This window comes from Mycobacterium sp. IDUB_17 (assembly GCF_055419465.1).
In genome coordinates, this window is record NZ_JBVAXS010000010.1 from 28,278 (window position 1) to 43,876 (window position 15,599).

At 65.7% G+C, this 15,599-nt stretch carries 19 protein-coding genes; 7 read left to right on the top strand and 12 right to left on the bottom strand.

The genetic code is table 11. From position 1 onward, the window contains the following. Positions 1 to 15: 15 nt before the first annotated feature. Genes ACZYZ7_RS30405 through ACZYZ7_RS30415 form a run of 3 tightly spaced genes read right to left on the bottom strand, consistent with a single transcriptional unit; the run spans position 16 to position 2,134 of the window. On the bottom strand, positions 16 to 462 hold the full coding sequence (locus ACZYZ7_RS30405) for a TIGR03618 family F420-dependent PPOX class oxidoreductase (RefSeq protein ID WP_450071096.1): 447 nt from the start codon (positions 460 to 462) through the stop codon (positions 16 to 18). An 11-nt stretch (positions 463 to 473) separates the two neighbouring features. Then, a complete protein-coding gene (locus tag ACZYZ7_RS30410) occupies positions 474 to 896 on the bottom strand; it encodes a PPOX class F420-dependent oxidoreductase (RefSeq protein WP_450071095.1) in 423 nt (140 codons plus the stop codon). 32 nt (positions 897 to 928) lie between these two features. Further along, complete coding sequence (locus ACZYZ7_RS30415) at positions 929 to 2,134, bottom strand: FAD-dependent monooxygenase (protein ID WP_450071094.1); 1,206 nt, start codon at positions 2,132 to 2,134, stop codon at positions 929 to 931. A 75-nt stretch (positions 2,135 to 2,209) separates the two neighbouring features. On the opposite strand from ACZYZ7_RS30415, the gene ACZYZ7_RS30420 reads away from it, so the two are divergent. Further along, positions 2,210 to 2,755 (top strand): TetR/AcrR family transcriptional regulator, encoded by a 546-nt coding sequence (locus tag ACZYZ7_RS30420; protein ID WP_167857723.1) that lies wholly within the window; start codon positions 2,210 to 2,212, stop codon positions 2,753 to 2,755. Between the two features lies 1 nt (position 2,756). Here ACZYZ7_RS30420 and ACZYZ7_RS30425 read toward each other — a convergent pair whose 3' ends face one another. From ACZYZ7_RS30425 to ACZYZ7_RS30440, 4 genes are read right to left on the bottom strand one after another with little or no spacing between them, the layout of a single operon-like run. Next, positions 2,757 to 3,467, bottom strand: a complete 711-nt coding sequence (locus ACZYZ7_RS30425; RefSeq protein ID WP_135452646.1) for a sensor domain-containing protein — start codon at positions 3,465 to 3,467, stop codon at positions 2,757 to 2,759. 30 nt (positions 3,468 to 3,497) lie between these two features. After that, a complete protein-coding gene (locus tag ACZYZ7_RS30430; protein WP_286174643.1) occupies positions 3,498 to 4,850 on the bottom strand; it encodes a bifunctional WXG100 family type VII secretion target/C40 family peptidase in 1,353 nt (450 codons plus the stop codon). A 12-nt stretch (positions 4,851 to 4,862) separates the two neighbouring features. Continuing rightward, complete coding sequence (locus ACZYZ7_RS30435; RefSeq protein WP_135452647.1) at positions 4,863 to 5,621, bottom strand: hypothetical protein; 759 nt, start codon at positions 5,619 to 5,621, stop codon at positions 4,863 to 4,865. 18 nt (positions 5,622 to 5,639) lie between these two features. Then, positions 5,640 to 6,464: a type VII secretion target gene (locus ACZYZ7_RS30440; RefSeq protein ID WP_135452648.1), complete on the bottom strand. Its 825-nt coding sequence runs from the start codon at positions 6,462 to 6,464 to the stop codon at positions 5,640 to 5,642. Between the two features lie 234 nt (positions 6,465 to 6,698). On the opposite strand from ACZYZ7_RS30440, the gene ACZYZ7_RS30445 reads away from it, so the two are divergent. The 3 genes from ACZYZ7_RS30445 to ACZYZ7_RS30455 all read left to right on the top strand — a co-directional run bounded on the left by ACZYZ7_RS30445 (position 6,699) and on the right by ACZYZ7_RS30455 (position 10,356). After that, a complete protein-coding gene (locus ACZYZ7_RS30445) occupies positions 6,699 to 8,534 on the top strand; it encodes a S9 family peptidase (protein WP_463742445.1) in 1,836 nt (611 codons plus the stop codon). Between the two features lie 182 nt (positions 8,535 to 8,716). Then, entirely contained in the window at positions 8,717 to 9,169 is a 453-nt protein-coding gene (locus ACZYZ7_RS30450; RefSeq protein ID WP_135452649.1) for a hypothetical protein, read from the top strand. Positions 9,170 to 9,345: 176 nt separating this feature from the next. Further along, entirely contained in the window at positions 9,346 to 10,356 is a 1,011-nt protein-coding gene (locus tag ACZYZ7_RS30455; protein WP_463742446.1) for a zinc-dependent alcohol dehydrogenase family protein, read from the top strand. A gap of 104 nt (positions 10,357 to 10,460) precedes the next feature. Here the strand turns inward: ACZYZ7_RS30455 and ACZYZ7_RS30460 are convergent, their stop codons facing one another. Next, positions 10,461 to 11,048, bottom strand: coding sequence for a class I SAM-dependent methyltransferase (locus tag ACZYZ7_RS30460; RefSeq protein WP_463742447.1), 588 nt, complete (start codon positions 11,046 to 11,048; stop codon positions 10,461 to 10,463). Between the two features lie 4 nt (positions 11,049 to 11,052). After that, positions 11,053 to 11,478, bottom strand: a complete 426-nt coding sequence (locus tag ACZYZ7_RS30465; RefSeq protein ID WP_135452651.1) for a pyridoxamine 5'-phosphate oxidase family protein — start codon at positions 11,476 to 11,478, stop codon at positions 11,053 to 11,055. 56 nt (positions 11,479 to 11,534) lie between these two features. Between ACZYZ7_RS30465 and ACZYZ7_RS30470 the strand changes: the two genes are divergently transcribed. Further along, on the top strand, positions 11,535 to 12,524 hold the full coding sequence (locus tag ACZYZ7_RS30470; protein WP_135452652.1) for an LLM class F420-dependent oxidoreductase: 990 nt from the start codon (positions 11,535 to 11,537) through the stop codon (positions 12,522 to 12,524). 136 nt (positions 12,525 to 12,660) lie between these two features. After that, positions 12,661 to 13,047, top strand: a complete 387-nt coding sequence (locus ACZYZ7_RS30475; RefSeq protein ID WP_135452653.1) for a hypothetical protein — start codon at positions 12,661 to 12,663, stop codon at positions 13,045 to 13,047. Here ACZYZ7_RS30475 and ACZYZ7_RS30480 read toward each other — a convergent pair. From ACZYZ7_RS30480 to ACZYZ7_RS30490, 3 genes are all read right to left on the bottom strand, one after another. After that, positions 13,044 to 13,328 carry a three-helix bundle dimerization domain-containing protein gene (locus ACZYZ7_RS30480; RefSeq protein WP_463742448.1) on the bottom strand — a complete coding sequence of 95 codons (285 nt, stop codon included), beginning with the start codon at positions 13,326 to 13,328 and terminating at the stop codon, positions 13,044 to 13,046. The genes ACZYZ7_RS30475 and ACZYZ7_RS30480 overlap by 4 nt on opposite strands. Positions 13,329 to 13,440: 112 nt before the next feature. Next, on the bottom strand, positions 13,441 to 13,815 hold the full coding sequence (locus ACZYZ7_RS30485; RefSeq protein ID WP_463742449.1) for a YybH family protein: 375 nt from the start codon (positions 13,813 to 13,815) through the stop codon (positions 13,441 to 13,443). Further along, positions 13,802 to 14,515 carry an SDR family NAD(P)-dependent oxidoreductase gene (locus ACZYZ7_RS30490; RefSeq protein WP_135452655.1) on the bottom strand — a complete coding sequence of 238 codons (714 nt, stop codon included), beginning with the start codon at positions 14,513 to 14,515 and terminating at the stop codon, positions 13,802 to 13,804. The genes ACZYZ7_RS30485 and ACZYZ7_RS30490 overlap by 14 nt, the downstream gene beginning before the upstream one ends. 126 nt (positions 14,516 to 14,641) lie before the next feature. Here ACZYZ7_RS30490 and ACZYZ7_RS30495 point away from each other — a divergent pair, with 126 nt between their 5' ends. After that, on the top strand, positions 14,642 to 15,574 hold the full coding sequence (locus ACZYZ7_RS30495; RefSeq protein WP_463742450.1) for a LysR family transcriptional regulator: 933 nt from the start codon (positions 14,642 to 14,644) through the stop codon (positions 15,572 to 15,574). Positions 15,575 to 15,599: the final 25 nt, after the last annotated feature.

Consider the following 15,599-nt stretch of genomic DNA (forward strand, 5'->3'; position numbering starts at 1 on the left):
CGGCATCGAGATATCTCAGCCGGGGTTCGAGTACACCCGCGTCGGCGTGATCAGGACCGCGGCGCGGCGCTCCTCGCGCATGACGCGGTCATAGGTGTCCCAGTCGTCGTGGGTGCCGCCGGCGGCCTCGAAGACGGTGCGCAGGAGCACTCGTAGCGCCTCGGCGTCGGTGTCGGGATCGAGGTCGTCGGGCCCGATGATCTCGACGGTGCCCTCGACCGTCACCCATTGCCAGCCGGCCCGGGCCACGACCGTGGCCCGCGGATCGGCCCGGAGGTGCTGAAGCTTGCGCGCTCCACCGATGGCTACGAGCGCGACGACCGGTTCACCGGTCCGTGGGTGCGCCATCACGCCGGCGTTCACCACCGAGGACTGGATGCTGCCGTCGCGGCGCAGGGTGCTCAGCGTGCAGAGCCCGTGATCGCGGGACAACATCTCGGCGAAAGCGGAAACTTCAGCCACGATGGCTCCTTTCAATCCGCCACGTCGAATGCAGCATGGATTTTTGTGGGCTTGACCCGCACCACGAGTTCGCCCGGCACGCCGTTGCGCCGGCCGAATTCTTCGGCGCGGTCTGCGCCCATGTAGCGACCGCCGGTGCGGGTGGCGATGTCGAGCAGCTCGCCGGGATCCTCGCTGATCGAGGCGACGCCCTGGACTTGGACGAACGCATACGGCGGGTTGGTGTCGTCGACGCACAGCACCACTCGCGGGTCTCGGGCCAAAGCCCGCCCCTTGGCGGTGTCCTTGCCGGTGTTGAAGACCAGCGCGCCGTCATCCACCACGAACCACACGGGCGCGGCCAACGGTCGGCCGTCGGCCGCAACCCAACCCAGCACCGCGGTGCGGGTGCCTTCGGACAAAAAAGCGATCACGTCGTCGGAGAGTTCGCCCATGCGGCCACGCTACGCCCGCTTGCGAGTGCTGATCACGGAAGCGCGGCGGGCCAGGTAGGCAGCGGCATGGTGTCGTAGAGCCGTACCCCCTTGGTGTTGAGCCGGGCCAGCGCCTGGGTCACACCCAGCGGCAGCAACGAGATCAACTGGCCCGTGCCCACGAGTGCGCGTATGCCCCAACCACTCATGGGCACCACGGTTTTCGCATTGACGCGCGCCAGCTTTCGGCTACCTTCAACTGGCGCGCGCATCGTGCGTTCGCAGGCGGCGAACGCCGCGGCGTAATCGTCACCGGCCCGGACCATCTCGGCGGCCAGGACGTAGGCGCCGTACACCGCGAGGCTGGTGCTGCCGCCGACGGCCGGGCCGGGACAGTAGCCCGCATCCCCGACGAGAGTCACCCGGCCCCGTGACCACGTGGACATCTGCAGCTGGGTGATGGCGTCGAAGTAGAACGTCGGGGTCCGCGGCACCTCGTCGAGCCAGCGGTCCACCTCGGGGGCCATGTGCTCGAACGCGGCGCGCAGTTGCGCCTTTTGGCGCTCCGCATCGCGGTAGTCGTAATCCAGCGGTTGGCTCGGGCGGAAGATGTAGACCGCACGCGCATCGTCGAGGTGGTCGGCAGTGTAGATCCCGGCCATGTGGCCGGGTTTGAAGTAGCCGGTCATCTCGCCGTCACGGGCCATGTCCTTCGGCACCGACACCACAGCGAGGTATCCACCGAGGAAGCTCTCGGAAACGTTGTCGCCGAACGTCAGACGACGCACACCAGAGTGCAGCCCGTCGGCTCCCACCACCACGTCGAAGCGCCGGGGTGGGTTGTGCTCGAAGGTCACGTCCCCATCGGGCGAGATCGAGGTGATGGTGTCGCCGAAGAGATACTCGACATCGTCACGGCCTGCCTGGAAATAGATCTCGCTGAGGTCATCCCGCATGATCTCGACGTGCCGGTCGGACATCGCCCCCATGATCTTGACGTAGTCCAGGCGGGTGGGGTGCGACGTGCCGGGTCGATGGATGATCATCTGGGTGGTGCCGGTGGCGTGTGCCTCGATCTCGGGCAGCACGCCCATGCGTTCGGAGATCTCCATCGCCGGCCGGAACAGGTCGACGGCGTGACCACCTGTCTTGCGTAGTGCGGGTGAGCGCTCGACCACGGTGACGGCGACTCCGTGTCGAGACAGCCAGTAGGCGAGTACGGGCCCGGCGATGCTGGCGCCGGAGATGAGTACCTTCACGATTCCCCTTACTTAACGGTCGGTAAGTGATTCTGTCGTGAGCTTACCTATCGTTAAGTAAGTTAGGCTGGCTACGTGGCCAAGCCTGCATTGGATACCCGGCAACGCATCCTGGATGTGGCGCGCGAGCTGTTCACCGAGAAAGGCGTTGTGCGCACGAGTCTGCAGGACATCGCCGACCGTCTGGGCATCACCAAACCCGCGTTGTACTACCACTTCCGGTCGCGTGAGGACCTGGTCCGCAGCATCGTGCAACCCCTCATCGACGAGGGTGAAGCCTTCATCGCCGAGCAGGAAAGCAGGCGTGGAGCGAACCGGGCCTCGGCGCGGGAGCTCCTCGAGGGCTACTTCGACTTCCACTACCGGCACCTGGCCGACCTCGTGCTGATCGTCTCCGAGCTGACCACCCTGGCCGATCTGGGGCTGATCGACCAACTGCTGGCCTGGCGGGCCAGGCTGGGGGTGCTGGTGTTCGGCCGGCGCCCGACGCTCGAACAGTCCACCCGCTCGGTCATCGCCTTCGGCGGCCTGCAGGACTGTTGCCTGCAGTTCCCCGACACTCCCTACGAGCAGCTGCGTACGGCGACCGTGGACGGTGCCATGGCCGCACTCGGGTTGTGACTCAGCCGAGCTTGCTCACGAGCTTGTCGGCGACCGCGGCGACGACGGCGGGAGATTCGCTGGATGAGACCCCTACGATCGCCGAGCCCGCCAGTCGATACTCCGAGGCGTCGCCGGAGCTCCCGCCTGACAAGCTGGGATTGGGCTTGCGCTTCTCGGTGAAGCGTGCGACGTCAGATCCGGCCTCACCCGGGGTGACGGTGAACGGGATGCCTTCACCCGCTGACGCCTTGGCGCATGCTGGAATCCCCGCGGTGAGCTGTCCGAATTTCTGCGATGCAGCGGCAGCGGTGTCATATAGAGCGATGGTCTGGCTGACATAGTGCTGGCCGGGCGCGCCCGCCCACTGCGAGACGTACTTGGTAGTGGCTGGGGTACCCGCGGCGAAGTACAGCGTGTTCACCGCGTCACACACAGCCATGGGACCCGGGTCCGGTACGCGCGGTGTGGTTTCGGCCGGGTCCAGTGCGTCGAATTCTGCGGCGCCGGGGTTTGCCTGCTGCACAACGCTGTTCAGAGCATCAACAGACAACGTCAGCGTTGCCGGATCGGTAGGTGCGGTTGTGGTGTCCACCGGGGTCGCGGTGACGGAGGCCGCGTGGACGGGACTGGCGGACGGGGTGGCTCCGACGGTCGACGGGCCTTGCGAATGGCAGGCACTCACGGTGAGCAAGGTGGCTGCGCAAAGGGCGTTGAGGGCGGTCGTTCTCATGTTGGTCTCCTGGCTCGGATCGTCGAGGAATCAGTTGGGCCGCACCACGCGGACGGTGCCGTCGGAGGTGGTGGCTGCCTGTGAGTGTGCGGGTGTGCCGGACTCACTGGTCTCGACCGTGACTCCGTTGCCCATGTAGATCGCGACGTGTGCCCCCGCGACCCCCTGGCCGCCGTCGTAGTAGATGACGTCACCGGGTTGCAGTTGCGAGGTGTCCAGCTTCGGCCCGGTCTGCACCACCGACCCGAACGCCCCGGCCCCCTCGGTCATGTGCCCGTACTGCACGGATGTTCCCTTGCCCGGGTCGTACCCGGTGGCCTGATAGATGGCGTATTCGGAGAGGCCGCTGCAATCGAATCCGGTGTGTTCGTAGTCGTGCATCTTGTCCGCGTACTTGTCTGTTCCCCGCGCCGGTGCCCCAGAGGTTGCGCCGTCCTTGCTTCCGCCACCCCAGACATACCGTGTGCCCTGTTGATTCTCGGCCGCACCGACGATCTTGAGCTTTTTGTCGGTGACCGCCTCCGGCAGCGGGTAGGCCTCGGGAGGCTGCCCCGCTGGTCGTTGGGTGCCGTCGCCGTTCTTGCCGTTGAGATAGTCACGCCAATTCTGATCGCGTGCTTCGCCCGGCGGCTGCGGGGGGTATCCGGGCGGATTCGTCTCTCCCTTGGCGTCGACCTTCCACCCTGGCTTCGGGGGCACCTCCGCCGGGTCGCCGGGTGCGTGGGGCACTTTGTACCCGGGGTCGCCCGGTTTGGCATCCGGGCCCGGAACCGGCGCGTTGGTGTCGTCGGTGTTGGGCTTCGGCTGGTCTGGAGGCGGCTGCTGCGGAGTATTCGGGTCTTTGGGCTTGTCCTCGGACGGGTTGAGGCCGTCGGTGGCCTTGCGTATCGCGTCGGCGAGTTCCCGGTCCTGGCTGTCGAATTGGGCCAGCAGGGTCTTGAGCTTGACCGAGTTGGCGGCGGCGAGTTGCCGGAGCTCAAGGGCCGTCACCGGGCTCAGTTTGGCCACCGCATCCAGTGGGCCACCCGGACGGACAGACACAGTCCCGTCGTCGGCCACCTGGAAGCCGAGTTGTTTGAGGCTGTCCACGTCGTTGATCAGGCTGCTTCGGCTGGATGACAATTTCCCGCCGCCGTCTGTCAGGACCGTTTGCAGCCGCTGCAACGTGTCGGCCACCTTCTGGTGATCGGTGAAAGTGCGGTTCGCGCCGGCATTTGCGGCATCAGCGGCCGAGCCCTTCCAACCGTCGTCCAGCCGTTTCAGGGTGCCGTGCCCGTCGGCGATCTGTTGGGAAACCTTGCCGGCGGAGTCTGCCGCGCGGCGTCCGGCGTCGGTCAACTGCTCGGGGTGAGAGTTGCTCACCCCGGAGATCGTCATCGTCATGTCTGGCGGTCCTCAGCATTCCCATACCGAGCACAGCTGAGGGTTCATCGCGGCGAACACATCTTCGTCGGCAGGCGCCTGCCACTGCGCTGCGGGTGTTCCCGTGGACCACACGCTCAGTTCGGTCACCGTGCTTCCGACGACTGCCAGGTACATGTGCGCCGTTACGTTCTTGTCCGGCAGCCGAATTTCGGCTGCCACTTGATTGCAGCCGCCGCGTTGCATGCTCGGGCAGAACTGCTTCGGGGTAGTCACGGTCAGTTGCGCCGTCGGCGATGTCGCCTGACATCCGGTCAGCGTGCCCTGCAGGGCGGTGAACGAAGCGTGCGCGGTCTGGCCCATGGTCCAGGGATCGCCGGGATAGTGCACGATCACCTGCTGAGCCGACCAGTTGTTGTCGCCACGATCGATCAAAGAGCGAGCGTTCTCGCCGCCACCGAGTTGCGTCGGTGTACCTGCACAGAGGCTGTCGATCTGGAAAGTGTTGTTGCCCAGCGGTTGTGCCGAATCAGACAGATCGGGCCAGTGCTGAGAGTCGTTGAGTGGGAGGCGGTTGGAGTGGATCCACGCAGCCGTGGGTACGGACGTGGCGTGTGGAGCCGTCGTCGACACCGGGCTGGCCGCGGGACTCGTCGCGGGGTGCACCATGCCGGTGGCCGAGGAGGCATCGGGGCTGGGTGTCCCGGCAACCGGGGTGTTCTGACATGCCGTCAGGCCCGCCACCACGGCGCCCGCGGTGAGGACGATCGAGACTGCGCGCGTGAGCTTCACCAATTCTCCTGTCATCGGTCAGTACCCCTGATGGGTGCCGGGGTTTGTCTGCGGAATCTTCGCCCGGATGTCGGATCCGTCGGGATTCACGCCGTACTCCCCGACCAGATAGTTCATCGACGCGGCGATGTTGGCGGCCGGATCGTAGATGTTGTTCGACGTTCCAGGCTGGTGGTACTGGGCGAAGGTTCCTGGAACACACTGGGCGAGCCCGCGGGAGCAGCCGTTGCCGTAGCCATCGGACACGTTGTAGGTCGAGTTCGGTGGTTTCGAGTTGACGTCCCAGTCATTGATCGACATGGGGTTGTACGAGGATTCGTGTTCCGTCAGGGTCAGGTAGGCGTCCATCCATCGTTGCCGGGCCGCCGGATCGGTGACGCCGCGCTGATCCAGCGCCTGGTTGATGTAGTTACGGGTGGCGTCCTGACCCGATGGCCAGGACCCTTTGTCGTAGGTCACCTGATCCACCGGGATGGCCTCTGGCCCCTGTTTGCCGGCCGGCGGGGGAGTGGTGCCGTCGCCTCCGTCGCCGGGCTCATCGGTGCCGTCACCGGCCTTCTTCACATCCTTGCCGAGCTGGGCGTCGGTTTTCTCGTATGTGTCGGCCGCCGAGTTCAGATTGGTCGAGAGTTTGGCGTACTGGTCGGCGACCCGCCGGCATGCGGAGTCCACGGCTGTCCCGGCCTGCTGGCAGGCGTCACCGCTGTTCAGGCCGGGAAGCTGAGCGGGAAGTGCGGAGAACTGCAGCTCTGTGCCGGTGCTGGCGCTGTTGGTGCCCAGGTGGTCGAAATCGCCGGCGGCCGACCGGAGGGCGGCGGGATTCACGCGCAGCGGCGAGGTCATATCGGAAGCCTAACGGCGCTTGGGAGCCCGTCATGACACGAATTCCGTTGCGGCAGAGCCGCTGTGAAGTATCTGTGGGTTTCCTGCGGAGCGGTGCGGGGTGTTGCCTTCGGGTGTCCGGCAGGTGCGCTGTGTCCCGGTCCGATCGCCGGGTTCCTGTTCAGACCCGCCAATATGTTCCGGCCGGAACCTCGGGTAGGCATGATTGACGGCACATCGAACGAGGGGGCTGGAATGTCCGGTGACATGGAAGACGCGAAACTCATCCCACTCGAGGTCCTGCTGGGCCAGCCGGAACGGGCCGCGGCACAGATATCGCCGGACGGCACGCGGTTGTCCTACATCGCCCCGCTCGAGGGCGTGTTGAACGTGTTCGTCGGTGACGCCGGTTCGGGTAATGACAAACCGGTCACCCGCGACACCGACCGCGGGATACAGGGCTACTTCTGGGCGCATGACAATCGCCACCTCATGTACATCCGGGACAAGGACGGCAGCGAGAACTTCCGGCTGTTCGATGTCGACCTGCAGACCGGAGTCGAGCGCGACCTGACGCCGATCGATGATGTGCAATGTCGACTCATCGCTCACCGCAAGCGATTTCCCAACGATGTGCTGGTGGGCATCAACAAGGACAACCCGCAGCTGCACGATGTGTATCACCTCGATCTGAGCACGGGCGAGTTGCGAAAGATCGTCGAGAACCCCGGCTATCTCGGCTGGGTGGTCGACGATGACCTGAAGGTGCGCGGCGCGGCCGCCCCGACCCCCGACGGCGGCCTGATCATCGTGGTTCGTGACGACGAGACGTCGCCGTGGCGGACACTGTTGGAGGTCGGACCGGAGGATGCGGAAACCACCGGCCCCGTTGGCTTCACGAAGGACGGCCGGTCGATGTATCTGCAGTCCTCGGTCGGCTCGAACACCAGCCGCCTGGTCAGGATGGGTATCGAATCGGGCGCGACCGAGGTGATCGCCGAAGATCCCACCTACGACATCAGCGGCGTGATCATCCATCCCGACACCCGGGAAGTCCAGGGCGTGACGGTGTACGGCGAGCGGCTGGAATACCGGATCTTCGACGAGTCGATTCGTGGCGACGTCGAGGCTCTCGAGCGGCTGCATCCGGGCGAGCTGGTGATCAGCGACCGCGACGATGACGACAGCACCTGGCTCGTCGCGTTCGACCAAGACTGCGGGCCGGTGAAGTTCTATCGCTGGGACCGTGGTTCGCAAACGGCGACCTTCCTGTTCGATCACCGGCCAGAGCTCAACGACTACCCGCTGGTGCCGATGGAACCGTTCAGCTACACCGCCCGCGACGGCCTGACGATCCACGGCTACCTGTCGTTCCCGCCGGGGGTGGACCGCAAGGATCTACCCGCCGTCCTCGACGTGCACGGCGGGCCGTGGGGCCGTGTCGGCTGGGGCCTCGATCCCGAGGCACAGTGGCTGGCCAACCGTGGTTACCTCTGTGTGCAGGTGAACTTCCGCGGCTCCAGCGGCTATGGCAAGGATTTCCTCAACGCCGGCAACCATGAGTGGGCCGCCAAAATGCACGAGGACCTGTTGGACGCCATCGATCACCTGGTCGGGCAGGGGATCGTCGACCGGGATCGGGTGGCGATCTACGGCGGCTCGTATGGCGGGTATGCGGCGTTGGTCGGTGCGACCTTCACACCCGAGGTGTTCAGGTGCGCGATCTCGATGGTCGGCCCGTCCAATCTGAACACTCTCATCGAGTCGTTTCCCGAGTACTGGAAGCCGATGATCATGCTGTGGCACAAGCGAGTTGGCGAGGACCCGGACTTCCTGTGGTCCCGGTCGCCGCTGTCGCGGGTGGATGCGATCCGGATTCCGATCCTGATCGGTCAGGGCGAGAACGATCCGCGGGTGAAGCGGGCGGAGTCCGAGCAGATCGTGGCGGCAATGGAGGAACGCGGCCTCGACTACGAGTATGCGATGTACGAGAACGAGGGCCACGGTTTCGTCAAACCCGAGAACCGCCTTGATTTCTACCACCGGGCCGACCGATTCCTGGCCAAACATCTCGGCGGTCGCGCCGAGTGAGTGCCGCCTGGTAGGGAGTGTGCGGCCGTCCCTCGACGCTACGACGAGCTTGTCGGGAAACTGTCCCTGCCAATCCCGGTAATGACAGGGACTGGCTGGCGGCCCAATCGGCGGAATCGGCGACGGATGGCGGGCGGTTGTTGGGTCTATCGACAACAAACCCCTGTTGAGAGGACTGTCCAATGGCGATCATCCGTTTTCACGAGACGACCACCGCAACACCCGAACAGTTCATCGCCGGGCTCACCGATTTCGGGCCCGGTCGATCGAAGCTCTTCAAGAACAGCGCCGATGGCTACCTGAAGGTGCACAGCCTGGGGCTCCATGAGGCTGACGTAACGGAGGGCTCGGGCGGTATCTGGGAACGTCTGCATTACGACTGGTCGCATCCGCAGTACGTGAAGCTCACCACCATCGACTCCAATCTGTTCGGTGGCGCTTCGGGTCATACCTACACGCTGACACCACAACCTGACGGCACGACTCAGATCGACGCTGTGCTCGTGCGCGAGGGCAAGAATCTCAGAGGACGAATTGTCGCGGGAGTTCTCGGCACGGTGGGAAAGCGCTCGCTGGCCAAGGCGTTCAGTAGCAGCGTCAAGGCGATCGAGGCTCGCGCGGCCGTCCAGAGCTGAGCGGCGATCCGTATCGCCGTCGCGGTAGTCATTGCGCGAGGCCAGGGCGTCGTCGCTTTCCTTGCACCGACAACGCCCGTCATGGTGGCAGCATCATGAGTTGGGGATGACGCTCTGGACACCGAACCACCCCGAGATCGGGATCCGACTGAAGGGGCAGCAGGATGATGGCAACGATGCGGTCTGTCGTCGCCGAGACGGTCGGCGAACCGTCCGAGGTGCTGCGTCTACAGGCCCGCCCAATTCCGAAGCCCGGTCCCGGCCAAGTTCGGATCCGGGTGGCCGCGGTGCCTGTCGAGGCCAGCGATCTGCACACGATCCGCGGCCGATACGGATTCACCCCGGAGTTCCCGGCGGTACCCGGCATCGAATCTGTCGGTGAGATCGACGAAATCGGCAGCGACACAGAAGGTCTGACCGTCGGGCAACGTGTCGTGACGATCGGGGTCACCGGCACGTGGCAGGAGTACATCGTTGCCGATGCCGAGCGGGTGTTGCCAATTCCCGCGAGCCTGAGCACGTCCACGGCCGCGCAGCTTCTCAGCAATCCGCTCACCGCCGTGATCTTGACCAGTGACGTGCTCGACGTCCGGCCGGGTGAATGGCTGCTGCAGACGGCGGCCGGATCAACCGTTGGTCAGTTGGTCATCCAACTCGGGACACACGTCGGCTTCAAGACCCTCAATGTGGTGCGGCGTCGATCCGCCGTCGAGGACATTCTCGCGTTGGGTGGCACCGCGGTGATCTGCACCGAGGACGAGGACCTGCGTGAGCGCGTGGCCGACATAGCGGGCGAGGGTGGGGTGTCCAAAGCGATCGACTGTGTCAGCGGTCAGGTGGGTGCGGACGTGTCGCGGGCTCTGGCACCGCACGGCGAGCTGGTCGTCTACGGTGCACTGTCCACGCACCGCCAGACCGACCCCGCCAAACTCACCATCCCGATTTTCGCGCGTTCACTGATTTACGAAACCAAGTCCGTTCGGGGGTTCTGGCTGTTCCGCTGGTTCGCCGAGACCCCGAAAGACCGGATGGCCGCGACGATCGACCGGACGGTCCAACTCGCCGCCGGCGGGGCCCTGCGGGTTCCGGAGGGCCAGCCGATTCCGGTCGAAAAGTTCAGCGATGCTGTCCATCTGGCCGAAGCTCCCGAGCACGGAGGCAAGCCGTTGCTGGTGTTCGAGCCGTAGCGCAGATCCGGCGGGCAAACATGCTCCCGTTGACGACGCGCCAACTGCACTGCACCGTAACGTGATTCGATGAGGGTCGGGTTATCTCAGTGCTCGAACCACATCTATGCCGCACGTGCGAACAGATAATGCCGCGCCCGGTGAGCGCCGTTCTGGTCCATCACGGGCTCATCCCCGCTGGACAGCAACGTCCAGCCGTCGCTGAAACGTCGTTGCACCTCATCGAACCCGATGCCGGGTACGCCTATCGACGCTCCCGGGATGAACGCCACAATCAGCAGTTGTGTACCGGGGGCGGCTACCGCGCTGACTTCCCGGACGTAGGCATCGCGGTCGGCGGCGTTCATGCCGTGCAGGCATCCGCTGTCGATGATCAGCTGGAACCCCGTCCCGAAGCCTGATGAACTCAGTTGTGTCACATCGGCTTTGACGAAACACGCGGGCAGGCCCTCAGCCTTGGCCCGAGCCTTCTTCAGCGGTTTGGCCACATAGTCCACACCGGTGACCCGCCAACCGTGTCGGGCCAGGTACACCGCGTTGTCCCCGGTCCCGCAGCCCAGATCGAGCGCGGTCCCGGGGGGCAACGATGTTCTCTCGACCAGATCGGTCAGGCTGTGCGCCAACGGGTGGCCGTCCCAGGGCGTGACCCCGAGCCGGTAGAGCCACCGGAACACCCGTTGGCGCGAGCTCATGGCGTCACAGCGCCCCCAGGTCAGAGGACAGCCAGTGCTCGGGCTTGAAGAACACCGCGACGCTCTCACCGTGCTCACTGCGGGCGAACTCCAGATACGGCTCCACCTTCTCGGGAGCCAGGTAGCGCTTGGTCATCTCGACGAGCTGCTCGTCGGTGCCCGGTTCGATGCGGGAGACCGCACCGTCGACGGCGACGTAACGCACCGTCGGTTCCAGCCGCTCGACCATCAGCGTCGCGTGCCCAGCCGCCTCGATCAGCCGGTGCTTGCGTGATCCCACCCCGGTCAGGACCCACGGCTCCCCACCAGGGCTGTACTGGTACCAGATCGGGACGGTCAGCGGACCACGCTTGTCGCCCGCGTACACCGAGAGGGCGGCGATGTGCGGCTCGGCCAGAAACTGTTCGCGTTCTTCTTTGGAAAGGGCCATAAAACTCAGGCTAGCGCCGTGCCACGACACGCGTCGGCGTCGTAGAGTCGGCATTCATGCGCTTCGGACTCTTCATCCCGCAGGGCTGGCGCCTTGACCTCGTCGACATTCCCATCGAAAGCCAGTGGCAGGTGATGCGTGACCTGGCGACCTACGCCGACGCAGGCACCTGGGACTCGCTGTGGGTCTATGACCACTTCCACACCGTTCCGGTGCCGACCGACGAGGCCACCCACGAGGCGTGGTCGCTGATGGCGGCGTATGCCGCGACGACGTCGCGGATCAAGCTCGGCCAGATGTGTACCGCGATGAGCTACCGCAATCCGGTCTACCTGGCCAAGATCGCCGCCACCACCGACATCATCTCGGGCGGCCGGGTGCAGATGGGTATCGGCGGCGGTTGGTACGAACACGAATGGCGGGCCTACGGCTACGGTTTCCCGTCGGCCGGGGTGCGGCTGGGCCGGCTCGACGAGGGCGTCCAGATCATGCGTGATGCATGGCGTGACGGGCGGGTCAGCTTCGAGGGCAGGCACTACCAGGTCGACGGTGCGATCGTCGCTCCGAAGCCTTTGCAGGACAGTGGCATCCCGTTGTGGATCGCCGGCGGCGGCGAAAAGGTGACGCTGCGTATCGCCGCCAAGTATGCGCAGTACACCAACTTCACCTCTGAGCCGGCGGGCTTTGCCCACAAGTCACAGGTGTTGGCTGACCATTGCCGCGACGTGGGAACCGACTACGGCGCGATCGTGCGATCGGCCAACTTCAACGCCGTCATCGGCGACTCCGAAGCCGACGTCGCCGAGCGGGTCGCGCGGTTGCGGGCGCGGCAGGTGCCGGTGGCCGGTGAGGCGACCGTCGATGCCATGCTCGCCAACGTCACCGCCCCCGAATCGGCAAGCGGTACACCCGAACAGGTCATCGAGAAGCTGCAGCGCATGCGCGACCTCGGGTGTGAGTACGCGATTCTGTACTTCCCGGAGGCGGCCTACGACCGGTCCGGTATCGAACTGTTCGAGCAGAAGGTCATCCCCGCGCTCAGCTAGGCGTACGGACCACGGACGCCGCCCGCGCGCAAAGGCCGTCAAACGTACATCGGGTAACCGGTAGGTGACCAGAGGCGGTATTCCAGGTGAAACATGTGCGGTGGCTTTGAATCGCGAGCTGCTCCATGATCCCCTCGTGACGTTGATATCACGGGAGTTCGGGAGCGGGAGCATCTCTGCCTCGACAGTCGGGGCCGATACGGCCGCGGTGTGCAATCCCTTGCCGCGCGTGGTTTCCCGCGCGGCCGCCCCGGTTGCCTGTTCCAGGCCCGCGCACAGCGCTGACGTTGCACAATCGCGGCTGTTCGAGGACATTCTGGTCGGCGAAATCGCCGAGCTGCGAGACCATCTCGCGGCCGCCGAACTCCGGTGGCGACGCCTTCGGGAACGCAGTCGGGTGGCCGACGCGCCCGTGCCGGAAGCGCTGGTCCGGATGCACGCGCGCATCGCCGAGGCGGAGCGTCTGCTGGTCCAACTGCGGAGCCGGTTCGGCTACGACGGGGATTCACTCCGGGTGATTTAATCTCCCGGGCTGATCGGGGGATTGACGTCGGCGCCGATCACGACGACGTCGCGCTCCACACCGGGCGCGACGAGCTGGCCGGCCAGGTACAGCCTGGAGACCGGCTTTCGTGCCTGCCGCTCCACGAACAGCGGGACGAAGTCACGTATCCGGCTCGTGGCGAACCGCCCATAAGCCAGCATGATGGCCGCGTGAATCGTCGCCGCCGTCACCTCGGGAAATTCCGAGGTCAGTCGGCGCTCCATCTCGGTTAATGCCGCCTGCTCGCTGACTTCGATCATCGATATGGATGATGAGTCAGCGATCAGCCCGGCGTCAACAGTTGCCTGTGCCACCTCTGATAACTCGCGCGACGAGCGGTATCAGCACACGGCGCTGACCGGCGCCGTCGCCTCAGTCGGGCACCGCCGACACCTGGTAGTGCACGATTCGCCAGCCCACGTCGCCCTGGGTGACCAGGATGCTGAGGTTAAGGGGGACGACCGTCCCGTCAGGGCGGGTGAAATCCGCACGTAGATAACCGAGTATCACGTTGTCGGCGGGCCGACGGGTTTCATTGATCCGGTAGTCGACGGTCAGCCCCACCGGCTGGGAGTCGTAGTAATCGAACACCCCTTGCGGACCGACGGTGTAGGGGTGCAGGCCCTGGAAGATCGCGTCGTCGGTGAACACCTCGGCCACCCGCTGGGGCTCCTGGTCGGCGATGCCGGCCTGCCACACGTCGAGGACGTCTCGGAGAATCCGCCCGGTGTTCTCAATGCCCGGCACTTTGACCTCCGTCGACGTGCAGGATCTCACCGGTGACGAACCCGGCCCGCTCCAAGTACAGCACCGCGTCGACCACATCGTCGATGTCGCCCATGTGGCCGACCGGATGCAGCGCCGAGAGGAATTCGTGGGTCTCGGGCGAGTGCATCGGGGTGCGGATGATGCCCAGTGCGACGGCGTTGGACCGGATGCCCCGCGACGCGTACTCGACTGCCAGCGCCTTGGTTGCGGCGTTCAGCCCGCCCTTGGTCAGGGACGCCAGCACCGAGGGCACCTGGGAGTTGGCGTGGTCGACGAGGCTCGTGGAGATGGTGACCACGTGTCCGCCTTCGCCGTGGGATTCGATCGCGGCGATTCCGGCGCGGGTCAGTTCGAAGAAGCCGCGCTGATTGACTCCGGTGACGGCGTCGTAGTCCTCGTCGGTGTAGTCGGTGAAGGGCTTGGCGATGAAGATGCCGGCGTTGTTCACGACGGTGTCGACCCGGCCGAAGCGCTCGACGGCCGCGTCGATCACCTGCTTGCCTACGCCCGGTCGGCCGATGTCGCCCGGCACGGTCAGCACCATCGGGTCGTCGCTCTCACCGATGTTGCGGGAGTTGGCGACGACGGCGTAGCCCAGCTTGCGGTAGCCCGCCACCAGGGCTTCGCCGATGCCCTGGGAGGCGCCGGTGATGACTGCGACGTGTGGTGTGGTGCTCATGACGGTGGTCTCCTTGTCTTGGAACTGGTCGGACGCACACCTCAACGCATTCGCCGGGCCGGTGATGTCCGGCCGATGTGACGGGATAGCTCGTTGCTGCGAGGTTCCGCCTAATAGGCTCGTTCAGTGGAACTGCGCCAGTTGCGGTACTTCGTGACCGTCGCCGAGGAGCTGAATTTCGGGCGCGCGGCAGAGCGCCTGCGGATCGCGGGCCCGTCGCTGTCCCAGCAGATCAAAGCGCTGGAACGCGACCTCAAGGTGCAGCTGTTCGACCGTGACCGGCGCTCGGTGGCACTCACTGCGGCCGGGAGCGCACTGCTGCCCGGCGCTCGGGCCTTGATTCAGCAGGCCGACGAATTGCGCAGGAGCGCAGCGGGGATGGCGACGAAGGAACCGGTGCGGGTCGGGTACGTGAACTGGTGTCCGGGTGATCTGGCGGAGCGCGCGGCCGGACTGGCGCAGCTGCGGGTGGACACCTGGGTGATGCCGTCGCACACCCAGGCGGCCCGCGTCGCCGACGGCAGCCTGGACCTCGCGATCTGCTGGGTGCAGACCCCCGACCTCGATGCGTTGGGACTCGACGCCCGCCTGATGGGCGTCGACCGGTTGTACGCCTTGTCCGCGGGGCCGGACGATACGCCGGTGAAAGCCGCCGACGTCCTGGTGCTGGTGGATGCCGACGCCGCCAGCTGGTCCTCGTGGAACCGGTACGGCGAGCAGTTCGCGGGCGACACCGGGGCGCGCGTCATGCGCACCGACGACGGCGGCGTGACCGGGCCGACCTTCTTCGAGCACGTCCGGGAATTGCGGCGGCCGGTGCTCAACAACCCCAAGGGGCAGGACGCGCCGTTGCCGAAGGACCTGGTCCGGCGTCCGGTGCTGGGGCCGGTCCCGCTGTGGACCTGGTCATTGGTCTGGCGCCGCGACGAGGACAGTCCGGCTGTGCGCGCCGTGATCGACGCGTTCACCCGCGGTGTCGGGGACCTCGGTATCGGTGACACCGGAGCGTGGTTGCCCGCTGACGACCCGTATCGAGATCGCGGCGAAGGCGGCGAGTAACACCACGACCGCCCCGGCCGCCAAG

What these genes read in the sequence shown, in the direction of transcription:
- ACZYZ7_RS30410 (WP_450071095.1), bottom strand. Translation starts at nt 896, where the DNA reads ATGGGCGAACTCTCCGACGACGTGATCGCTTTTTTGTCCGAAGGCACC.
- ACZYZ7_RS30425 (WP_135452646.1), bottom strand. Translation starts at nt 3,467, where the DNA reads ATGAGAACGACCGCCCTCAACGCCCTTTGCGCAGCCACCTTGCTCACC.
- ACZYZ7_RS30430 (WP_286174643.1), bottom strand. Translation starts at nt 4,850, where the DNA reads ATGACGATGACGATCTCCGGGGTGAGCAACTCTCACCCCGAGCAGTTG.
- ACZYZ7_RS30440 (WP_135452648.1), bottom strand. Translation starts at nt 6,464, where the DNA reads ATGACCTCGCCGCTGCGCGTGAATCCCGCCGCCCTCCGGTCGGCCGCC.
- ACZYZ7_RS30445 (WP_463742445.1), top strand. Translation starts at nt 6,699, where the DNA reads ATGTCCGGTGACATGGAAGACGCGAAACTCATCCCACTCGAGGTCCTG.
- ACZYZ7_RS30450 (WP_135452649.1), top strand. Translation starts at nt 8,717, where the DNA reads ATGGCGATCATCCGTTTTCACGAGACGACCACCGCAACACCCGAACAG.
- ACZYZ7_RS30455 (WP_463742446.1), top strand. Translation starts at nt 9,346, where the DNA reads ATGCGGTCTGTCGTCGCCGAGACGGTCGGCGAACCGTCCGAGGTGCTG.
- ACZYZ7_RS30460 (WP_463742447.1), bottom strand. Translation starts at nt 11,048, where the DNA reads ATGAGCTCGCGCCAACGGGTGTTCCGGTGGCTCTACCGGCTCGGGGTC.
- ACZYZ7_RS30465 (WP_135452651.1), bottom strand. Translation starts at nt 11,478, where the DNA reads ATGGCCCTTTCCAAAGAAGAACGCGAACAGTTTCTGGCCGAGCCGCAC.
- ACZYZ7_RS30470 (WP_135452652.1), top strand. Translation starts at nt 11,535, where the DNA reads ATGCGCTTCGGACTCTTCATCCCGCAGGGCTGGCGCCTTGACCTCGTC.
- ACZYZ7_RS30480 (WP_463742448.1), bottom strand. Translation starts at nt 13,328, where the DNA reads ATGATCGAAGTCAGCGAGCAGGCGGCATTAACCGAGATGGAGCGCCGA.
- ACZYZ7_RS30490 (WP_135452655.1), bottom strand. Translation starts at nt 14,515, where the DNA reads ATGAGCACCACACCACACGTCGCAGTCATCACCGGCGCCTCCCAGGGC.